Source organism: Streptomyces sp. NRRL S-920 (genome assembly GCF_000717945.1).
Lineage (GTDB): Bacteria > Actinomycetota > Actinomycetes > Streptomycetales > Streptomycetaceae > Streptomyces > Streptomyces alboniger.
In genome coordinates, this window is record NZ_JODF01000107.1 from 1 (window position 1) to 10,797 (window position 10,797).

The following is a 10,797-nucleotide window of genomic DNA, read 5'->3' on the forward strand; positions in this document are numbered from 1 at the left end:
CACCAGCACACCCTTGGGCCCACCCGTCGAACCAGACGTATACATCACATACGCCGCGCTGTCCGGCCACAACATCCGTTCGGGATCGGTCACCGGATACCCCGCCGTATCCGGAAGATCCTCACCCAGCACCAGCAACGGCCGGGCACCCTCCGTCATCTGCCGCAACCGCTCCTCCGGCAGCCCCGTTTCCAACGGCAGATACGCCGCCCCCGCCTTCACCACCGCATAAATCGCCACCATCATGTCCACCGACCGCGGAATCCGCACCCCGACCACCCGCTCGGGCCCCGCACCCCGCTCCAGCAGCCAATGCGCCAGCCGATTGGCCCGCGCATTGAACTCCCCATACGTCAACGACTCATACTCACCCACCACCGCCACCCGCTCGGGCGTCCGCACCACCTGCGCCTCGAACGCATCCGGCAACGAAACCCACTCCACGACACGCGCCGTGTCATTGACCTCCCCCACCAAACGCACCCGCTCCTCGGCCCCCAGCACATCGACCCCACTCACCGCCAACGACGGATCCACCGCCAACTGCTCCAGCACGCGCGTGTACTGGGCGGCGATGGCCTCGGCCGTGTCCCGGTCGAACAGCTGGGTCGCGTACACGAGGTCGCCGCGTACCGCGCCGGCCTCGTCCAGGGCCACGCTGAAGAACAGGTCGAACATGGAGGTCGACGCGATGTGCTGCTCGAACTCCGCCTTGAGCCCGCGGAACTCGAGTTCCTGCTTCGCGAAGTTCTGCCAGGCGAACACCACCTGGAACAGCGGCAGGTAGGACGCGGAGCGATCGGGGTTGATCAGCTCGACCAGCAACTCGAAGGGCACGTCCTGGTGTTCGTAGGCCGCCAGTGTCTTGTCGCGCACCTGCGCGAGCAGGTCGTCGAACGACGGATCTCCGGAGAGGTTCGTCCGGAGCACTTGGGTGTTGACGAAGAAGCCGATCAGGTCGGCGAGCGCCTCGTCGGTCCGTCCGGCGATCGGGTTGCCGATCGTCACGTCCTCCTCGGCGCCGAGCTTGCGCAGCAGCACCGCGAGCGCGGCCTGCATGACCATGGCCATGGTCATGCCGCGCTCGTCGGCCAGCGCCTGGAGACGGGCGGCGACCTGGGGTGCCACGACGATGTCGACCTTGTCGCCGTGCCGGCTCCGTTCCGCGGGGCGCGGGCGGTCGAGCGGCAGCGTCAGCGGCTGGGGCACACCGTCCAGCTCCGCACGCCAGTAGGCGGCCTGGCGTGCGGCGAGGCTGTCCGGGTCCGTCACGTCACCGAGCAGCTCGCGCTGCCACAGCGCGTAGTCCTTGTACTGCACGGCCAGCGGTTCCCACTCCGGTGCCCGGCCGTCGAGCCGGGCGGCGTACGCGGCGGTCAGGTCCCGGGCGAGCGGGGCTCCGGAGACGCCGTCCGTGGCGATGTGGTGGATCACCAGGACCAGGAAGTGTTCCTCGGGAGAGCAGCGGAACAGGATGACGCGCAACGGGAGTTCGGCCGCCAGGTCGAAGTGGTGCGCGATGGCCTCGTCCACCGCGGCGGTCAGGTTCTCGGGGGCCACATCGACCACCGGCACCGGCACCAACGCCTCAGCCGCCGGGTGGATCCGCTGGTGGGGCTCGTCGTCGGCGTCCGTCACATAGGTGGTGCGCAGGATCTCGTGCCGGTTGACGACGTCCCCGATCGCCGCGGTGAGAGCGGCGTGGTCCAGTGGCCCGGTCAGCCGGAACGTCGGGGTGATGTTGTAGGTCTCCGCCCCGCCCTCCAGTTGGTGATTCACCCACATGCGGCGTTGTGCGTACGACAGGGGTATCACTGGGTCACTCCTCTACAGTCATCTTGCGCATACGGGGGCGAACGGGAATGTCCGACTTCTCCGACCACGCGGCGAGCGCGGACACGGTCGGCAGGTCGAAGATCTTGCGAATGGGAATCTCGATCCCCAGCTCGGCGCGAGCGCGGGTGATCAGGCGGGTGGCGAGCAGGGAGTGTCCGCCGAGTACGAAGAACCCGTCGTCGGCGCCCACCCGGTGCACGCCGAGAACCTCGGCGAACAGCGCGGCCAGGGCCTTCTCACGGGGGGTGCGGGGCGCCCGGAAGGGTGTGGTGGGAGTGAAGTCCGGCACGGGCAGGGCAGCGTGGTCGAGCTTGCCGTTGGGCGACAGGGGCAGCCGGTCGAGCGCCATGCAGGCCGCGGGGACCATGTAGTCGGGCAGCCGCTGCGCCAGGTGGTCACGGAGTTCGGCCAGGTCCGGAGCGGTCTCGTCCTGGGCGGGCACGAGGTACGCGGCGAGATAGCGGGCGCCGCCGCTCTGCCGGGCCACGACGGCGGCCTGGGCGACGCGGGGGTGGTCCGTCAGGGCGGCCTCCACCTCTCCGGGTTCGACGCGGTATCCGCGGATCTTGACCTGGGTGTCGATACGGCCGAGGTGGTGCAGCTCGCCGTCGCGCGAGAGGCTGGCCAGGTCACCGGTGCGGTACATGCGCGAGCCGGGCGGGCCGTAGGGATCGGCGACGAAGCGGTCGGCGGTCATCGCGGCCCGCCCCTGATAGCCCCGCCCGGCCCCGGCGAGGTACAGCTCGCCCGGTGTGCCCGGGGGCAGCAGGGCCAGATCGGGCCCGAGGATGTAGGCCCGTACTCCGGGGAAGGGCCGGCCGATGGGCACATCGGTGGCGTAGGGCCGCTCCGGGCGCAGCAGGTGCGCGGTCGCGTAGAAGGTCTCGCTGGGGCCGTAGCTGTTGATGACGCGGGCGTCCGGCCAGAGCGTGCGCACCCGCTCGGCGAGCGCGGGAGTGAGCACCTCGCCGGAGATGTTCAGCGCGGTCGGTTTGATCCGACCGGCGAGCTGGTCGACGAGTTCCGCGAAGGCCGACGGCACCGAGCAGACGACGTCGACGTCCCAGGTGTCCCGGTCGGCCAGCTCCAGCACGTCGCGCACGATCTCGGCGCTGCCTCCGGTGGTGAGCGCGGCGAACAGTTCGAAGGTGGCGACGTCGAAGCCGAACGAGGCGGCGAGCAGGACACGCTGACCGGTGGTCATACCGGCGTGCGCGACGAGGGTGGCGACGGCATTGACGACGGTGACGTGCGTGATGCCCACGCCCTTGGGGACTCCGGTGGAACCGGAGGTGTAGACGACGAAGGCGAGGTTGTCGGGGCCGGCGACCGGCCGGGCGGAGGACTCCCGCGCGGCACCCGACGGGGTGGGGCGCGGGTCCGGGTCGTCGAGGACGAGGACCGGGATGTCCGTGGCGGGAACGAGGTCGTGGGTGGTGCGGTCCACGAGCACGAGGTGGGGCCGGGCGCCGGGGAGGATGTGCGGTAGGCGGCTGCGGGCGAAGGAGGGGTCCACCGGCAGATAGGCGCCGCCCGCCTTGAGCACGCCGAGGAGGGCCACGACCATGGTGGTGGTGCGGGGCAGCACCACACCCACCACGGTCTCTGGCCCCACTCCGCGGGCGACCAGCTCGGCCGCGAGCCGTTCCGCCCGGGCGTCGGCCTGCGCGTACGTGAGGGACTCGTCCCCGGCGACGACGGCGACCGCGTCGGGGGTCCGCGCGACGTGTGCCTCGAAGAGCCCGGTGAGGGTGGCGTCCGTGGTCGGGGCGGTCCGTTCGCCGCATCCGGCCAGCATCCACGCGCGCTCGGCCGGCTCCAGGATGTCGAGCTGCGCGACCTTGAGGTCCAGTCCCCGCGCCAGCTGCCGCAGGATCCTCACAAGCTGGGCGGCGAACCGCTCCGCCGTGTCGCCGTCGATGACCCCCGGCGTGTACTGGAGGACGAGTTCGAGGTGTGATCCGATCGCCGCGGCCAGGCACAGCGGGTAGTTGTTGCCCGCGAAGGGCCGGAACCCGGTGATGGTGACGCCGTCCGCGGCCTCGCTCGCGGCGCTGAGCCCCTCGCGGTCGATGGGGTAGGACTCGAAGACCACCAGCGTGTCGAAGAGCGACTGGAGGCCGGTGGCCTGCTGGATCTCGGCCAGCCCGTGGTGGTGGTACTCCGCGAGGGCGGCCTGTCGGCGCTGCAACCGGGTCAGGACCTCGGCCACGGTGTCGCCGGGTGCGTAACCGACGCGTACGGGAACGGTGTTGAGGAACATCCCGACCATCGATTCGACGTCCGCCACCGCGGGCGGACGCCCGGAGACCGTGGCGCCGAAGACGACGTCCCGGCGGCCGGTGAGCCGGCCGAGCAGCAGCGCCCAGGCGCCCTGGACCAGGCTGTTGACGGTGATGCCTGCCTCGGCGGCCCGCCGCTTGAGATCGCGGGCCTCGTCGGCCGACAGCGTGATGTCGACCTGCTCCCGGCCGCTGCCGGTCACGCCGGGCGCTTCGGGAGCGATCAGGGTGGGCCCCTCCAGTCCCTCCAGCTCGGCCGCCCACACACGCGCGGCCTCGCTCTGGTCCTGCCGGGTGAGCCAGTCGAGGAACCGGCCGTAGTCGCCGGCCTGTGGCAGCTCTGCCGGGTTCCCGCCGGAGGCGTAGAGCAGGAGCAGGTCCCGGATCAGCAGGGGGGTGGACCAGCCGTCGAAGAGCATGTGGTGGGCGGTCAGCACGAGTTCGGCGTGCTGGGCGTCGAAGTCGGCCAGGGCGAGCCGGAAGAGCGGTGGGGCGCCCGGGTCGAAGTGGTCGGCCCGGTCCTGTACGAGGAAGCGCTCGAACGTCTCCGTACGCTCCGTCGCGTCGGCCGCGCTCAGGTCGAGGTACCGCCAGGGCAGGGTCACCGTCTCGGGCACGACCTGCACGACGTCTCCGTCGGCCCGGTTGATGAATGCCGCCCGGAGGCCCGCATGACGGTCGAGGAGTGCCTGGCCCGCCCGGTGTATCCGCTCCGGGTCGACCCGCCTGGACAGCCGGAACACCATCTGGATGTGGTACGGGTCGTATGAGGTCCCGGCCATCCTGGAGTGGAACAGGATCCCGGACTGCGCCGGGGTCATCGGCCACACGTGGGTCAGCTTGCCGAGGGCCGCCTCCCAGGTGTCGATCTCCTCCTGCCGTACGGACACGAGCGGTGCGTCGCCGGGGGTCAGTCCGCCGGCGTCGGAGGTCGTGACGTGCCGGGCCAGCGCGGTCAGTGCCCGCACCCACAGCGCGGCCAGCTCGCTCACCTGGTCGCGGTCGAGCACACCGGTCGGGAACTGGAAGTGGGCGGTCAGCTCGTCACCCTCGGAGGTGGTGAGCGCCACCGCGTTGATCTCCAGTGCCGACAGCACGGGCATGTCCCGGTCCGGTGCGGCGATCAGCTCCGGGTCCGTGGTGTCGGCGGCCCAGCCCTGGCTGCGGAGTTCCGCGGGCAGGTCGGCACGGGTGCTCCTGCCGAGGTAGTTGAAGCCGATCTGCGGTTCCCGTTGCCCCGCCAGCCGCGCGGCGGTGTCGGGATTGAGGTGGCGCAGCAGGCCGTAGCCGAGTCCGTGGTCCGGCACGGCACGCAGCTGCTCCTTGACGGCCTTGACGGCCCGGCCGGCCGCCGGGCCGCCGGCGAAGGCGTCCGCGATGTCGATGCCGGTCAGGTCCAGCCGCACCGGGAACATCGCGGTGAACCATCCGACCGTGCTCGACAGGTCCGCGCCGGGCACCACGTGCTCTTCCCGTCCGTGCCCTTCCAGCCGGACCAGGGACGACGTGCCCGGCACCCCCCGCTCCTGACGCCACCGTGTCAGGGCCAGGGCCAGCGCGGCCAGCAGTCCGTCGTCGACACCGCCGCGGAACACCCGGGGCAGTTCGCTCAGCAAGGTCTCCGTCACGTCGGTCGGCACCGCGACGCGCACGGTGTCCACCGTGGCGGCGACATCACGCGCCCGGTCGAGTTCCCGTGCGCCGAGCACCGGTTCCTCCGCGCGCAGGATCTCCTGCCACACCGGTAGTTCCGCCACCCGCCCGGGCGCGGCCGCCTGCTCGGCCAGGGCGTGCGCCCACCGGCGGAACGACGTGCCGGCCACGGCCGCCGTCGGCGGACGCCCCGCGCGGATCCGCCGCCACGCGGCCGCCAGGTCCGGGACGAGGATCCGCCACGAGACTCCGTCGACGACCAAGTGGTGCAGCACGAGCAGCAGACGGTCCCCGTCCGTGGCGGAGGTGAACCGCACGCACTGCACCATGACACCGGCTTCCGGATCCAGCCGGCCCGCGGCGGCCTCCAGCTCGGCCCGTACATCGGCGCCCTCGCGGGGCAGTTCCCGTACCAGCGTGTCGGCGTCGAGGCTGCCGACGGGTGCGATCCGCAGCCCCGGGCGTTCTCGGTCGAGGCGGGCACGGAGGATGTCGTGCCGGTCGAGGACGCTCTGGAGGGTCGCGACGAGATCCGCACGGTTCATGTCCGCGGGCAAGGACAGCAGGGCGGACATGCAGAACCGTCCGATGCCGCCGCCCAGCGACAGGACGTGCGCCGCGGTCGGCGGGAGCGGGGCCCAGCCGACGCCGCCGCCGGGCAGCTCGTCCAGCGTCACGCGCGCGCCGTCGTCCCGCCCTTCGACCAGTTCCGCCAGCCGCGCGACCGTACGGTGCTCGAAGATCTCCCGCGTGCTGAGGGTGATCCCGCGGTTCCTGGCCCGGGCGACGACCTGGATGGAGCGGATGCTGTCCCCGCCGACGGCGAAGAACTCGTCGTCGATGCCCACCTGTTGGGCGTCGAGCACATCGGCGTACACCTCGGCGAGGGTCCGCTCCACGTCAGTGCGCGGCGCCCGGTAGCGCGCTCCGGAGAACTCCGGCTCCGGCAGGGCCTCCCGGTCCAGTTTGCCGTTCGCCGTCAGCGGCAGCCGGTCGAGCACCATCAGGTGGGCGGGCACCATGTATTCCGGCAGCCGCTTCAGGGCGAACCGTCGCAGTTCCGGCACCGAGACGGTGGCGTTGATGTCGCCGTCACCGGCCGTCTGCGTGACGTAGCCGACGAGCCGTGCGCCGCCGGTGTGGTCCTCGTGGACGGTGACGACGGCGCGGCCCACCGCGGGGTGCCCGCCGAGTACCGCCTCGATCTCGGTCGGCTCGACCCGGATGCCGTTCACCTTGATCTGGTGGTCGGCCCGTCCCGCGTACGTCAGGCGGCCGTCGGCGTCCCACCGGGCCAGGTCACCAGTGCGGTACATCCGGGTGCCGGGAGGGCCGAAGGGACAGGCGACGAAGCGCTCCGCGGTGGTGGCGCCATCGCGGTGGTAGCCGCGCGCGATCTGGCCGGACACGTACAGCTCACCGACCACGCCCGCCGGGACCGGTGCCAGCTCCGGGCCCAGGACGTGGGCGCGCATATTGGCCAGCGGGTCACCGATCGGCACCGCTCCGGTCCCGTGCCAGTCCCGCGGCACCGTGAACGTGGACGCGTAGAAGCTCTCGGTCTGCCCGTAGGCGTTCATGACACGGGTGCCGGGGAGGACCTCGTGCACCTTGCGCACCAGGTCGCAGGAGAGTGTCTCGCCCGCGAACACCACGGTGTCCACATCGATGACGGGGCCGTCGGTGCCGTCGTCGGCGATCCGGTCGAGGAGTGCGGAGAACACGGCGGGAACGGCGCTGATCGTGGCGCCCGACCAGCTGTCGCGTTCGGCGAGTTCGAGGACGTCCCGGACGATCTCGATGCTCGCCCCGGACGTCAGCGCGGTGAACATCTCGAACACGGAGACGTCGAAGTTGACCGAGGTCGCGGCGAGCATCCGGGAGCCCGCGTCGACCTGGGTGCGCCGCCGCAGGTCCTGGACGCCGTTGACCACACCGGCGTGGGTGATGGCGACGCCCTTGGGCGTTCCGGTGGAGCCGGAGGTGAACATCACGTAGGCGAGATGGTCCGGCCCGGCCCCCGCCTCGGACGCCTCCGCGACGGGGCCGTCGAGGTCCAGTGCGAGGTCGTCGAGGTGCAGGACCGGGGACCCGGCCCCGGCCACGGTCCGAGCCGTGCCGTGGTCGGTGAGCACCAGCGCGGGACCGGCAGCGCCGAGGAGGAGATCGACGCGTGCGGACGGGTGACCGGGGTCGATCGGGAGGTAGGCGCCGCCGGCCTTGAGTACGCCCAGGATGGCGATGGCCAGCTCCGCCGTGCGCGGCAGGGCCACGGCCACGAGGGTGTCCGGGCCGACTCCGCGGTCGCGCAGGATCGCGGCGAGGCGTCCCGCGCGGGTTTCCAGCTCTTCGTACGACAGCCGGGTGGGGCCCGACACCACGGCGGTCGCCCCCGGTGTGCGCCCGGCCTGGGCGGCCACCAGCTCCGGGACCGTCGCCGGCCGCAGCGGCGTGGCCGTGTCGTTGAGCCGTGTCAGCCGGTCCCGCTCGGCGGCACTGAGGACGTCGACCGTGCCGATCCGTGTCCCGGGGTCGGCGGCGACCTGCCGCAGCACGCGCCCGAAGCGGTCGACGAGTCCTTCCGCCGTGGTGTGGTCAAAGAGGTCGGTCGCGTATTCGAGGCGTAGGTAGGCGTGCCCGGACGGGTCGGGGACGATGTTGAAGAACAGGTCGAACTTCGCGGTCCTGGTGCCCAGCGGCACCGGGGTGACGCGCAGCCCCGGCACCTCCAAACGCGACCACCCGAACTGCCAGGCCAGCATCACCTGGAACAGTGGCTGGTAGGCGGTGCTGCGGTCGGGGTTGAGCAGTTCGACCAGGTGCTCGAAGGGGATGTCCTGGTGGTCGTAGGCGCCCAGGGCGCGTTCCCGGACCTGTTCCAGCAGACCGCCGAACGTCGGGTTGTGCGACAGGTCGGCGCGCAGCACCCAGGTGTTGGCGAAGAACCCGATCAGTTCCTCGAGCTGCTCGTCGGCGCGTCCCTCGATGGGGCTGCCGATGGTCAGGTCGTTGCCGGCGCCGAGATGGTGCAGCAGCACGGCGAGCGCGGCCTGGGCGACCATGGGTGCCGTCGCGCCGTGGTCGGCGGCCAGTTTGCCGATCGCGGCGACGAGTTCCGGTTCGAGTTCGACGTCGACATGGCCTCCGCGGCGGCTGGGCGACGTGGGCCGGGGCCGATCGAGGGGCAGCTGTACGGGCTGTGGAGCACCGGCCAACTGTTCACGCCAGTAGGCAAGTTGTTCCGCCACGACGCTGTCCGGGTCGGTCTCCTCGCCCAGCATCTGCCGCTGCCACAGCGTGTAGTCCTTGTACTGGACCGGCAGCGGCTCCCACGCGGGCGCCTCCCCCTGCCGTCGAGCCGCGAACGCCGCCAGCAGGTCCCGCAGGAACGGCGCCATCGACGCGCCGTCCGCGGCGATGTGGTGGAAGACGAACACCACCACGTGCTCGTGCGGAGCGGTCCGCAGCACGGTCGCGCGCAGGGGAAGGTCCGCGCCCAGGTCGAACGCCGCGTCGACGGCGTCGTCCATCGCGGCGTCGAGCGCGTTCGCGGCCACGTCGACGACCGGGAGGGAAAAGCGTGCCTCTTCCGGCGGCAGGACGCGCTGTTCGGGCGTGCCGTCGGTGTTCTCCAGGATCAGGGTGCGCAGGCTCTCGTGCCGGGTCGCGACGTCGTGCACCGCCGCGGCCAGCGCCGCGGTGTCCAGCTGCCCCTCGACGCGCAGGACGAACGGGATGTTGTAGGTGGCCGACGGGCCTTCCAGGCGGTGGAGGAACCACAGCCGGCGCTGGGCGAAGGACAACGGAATCATCGACGCTTCTCCTATACGGTCATCTGCCGCACCCGGGGGCGGGTCGATGTGGCCAGCTCGGCCAGTCGGCCCGCCAATTCGGCGACGGTCGGGTGGCGGAAGATCGTCGTGACCTTCACGTCGACGTCGAACTCGTTGCGGATCCGGCCGACCAGCCGGGTGGCCAGCAGGGAATGCCCGCCGTGGGCGAAGAAGTCGATGTCGATGCCGACCTGCTCGACCCCGAGCAGTTCGGCGAACATCCGGCAGAGGACTTCTTCGTCGTGGTCGCGCGGTCCGCGTCCGGCCGCCGCGGACGTCCGATCGGGGTCGGGGAGGGCCGCCCGGTCGAGTTTTCCGCTGGCCGTGGTGGGGAGTTCGGCGATCGGCATGATCGCCGAAGGGATCATGTATTCCGGCAGGCTCTTCCCGAGCAGTTCCGTCAGGGTCGCGATGTCGAGCCCATCGGGGCCCGCCTCGCCGCCGGGCACCACGTAGGCGACCAGGCGCTTGTCGCCGTGTTCGTTCTCGCGCACGATGACGGCGGCCTGCGCGACGTCCGGGTGTCCGGTCAGCACCTGTTCGATCTCGCTCAACTCGATGCGCTGGCCGCGGAGTTTGACCTGGAAGTCGGTCCGCCCGATGTACTCGACCTGGCCGCTGCCCGAGGTAGCCCCGGGCGAGCCCCGTTCCCGCAAGATACAGCTCGCCGAGGACGCCGGGGGCGACGGGGGACAGTGCCGCGTCCAGGACGTAGACCTGGGTGTTCCAGATGGGCCTGCCGATGGGCACCCGGTCGGCGCCGGGTACGTGCTGCCAGGCCGTGACTTCGACGGAGGCCTCGGTGGGGCCGTAGAGGTTGTGGACCTCGCACCCGGGCAGCAGTTCGACGACACTGTTGGCCAGCGCGGGAGGGAACGCCTCACCGGCGACCTCGATCCACCGCAGGCTGCCGCACTGCCCCGCCGCCGGCTCGGCCACGAACGCCTCCAACAGCGAGGGCACGAAGTCCGCGCCCGTGACCCCCTCGCGCCGGATCAACTCCGCCAGATACGCCGGATCCCGCCGCCCGTCCGGCCGCGCCACCACCACCGCCCCACCCACCTGCAACAAGGCAAACAACTCCGGCACGGATACGTCGAAACCGGCGGTGGTGCTCAACAGCATCCGGTCCTCGGCCGTCACCGCGACATGCGACAACCCCCACCGGATCCGGTTCATGATCGAACGGTGCG

General features: G+C 71.5%; 3 protein-coding genes and 1 pseudogene. All 4 read right to left on the bottom strand.

Annotated features, from left to right (window positions below; translation table 11 throughout):
• Positions 1–1,815, bottom strand: a 1,815-nt coding sequence (locus IG54_RS0136545; protein WP_037898421.1) for a condensation domain-containing protein, incomplete at its 3' end; no start/stop codon positions are given.
• A 4-nt stretch (positions 1,816–1,819) separates the two neighbouring features.
• A complete protein-coding gene (locus IG54_RS0136550; RefSeq protein WP_030795270.1) occupies positions 1,820–9,583 on the bottom strand; it encodes a non-ribosomal peptide synthetase in 7,764 nt (2,587 codons plus the stop codon).
• 11 nt (positions 9,584–9,594) lie between these two features.
• On the bottom strand, positions 9,595–10,260 hold the full coding sequence (locus IG54_RS43355; RefSeq protein WP_030795275.1) for a phosphopantetheine-binding protein: 666 nt from the start codon (positions 10,258–10,260) through the stop codon (positions 9,595–9,597).
• 22 nt (positions 10,261–10,282) lie between these two features.
• Positions 10,283–10,783, bottom strand: a pseudogene (locus IG54_RS43360) (AMP-binding protein); the annotation flags it as partial.
• Positions 10,784–10,797 lie beyond the last annotated feature (14 nt).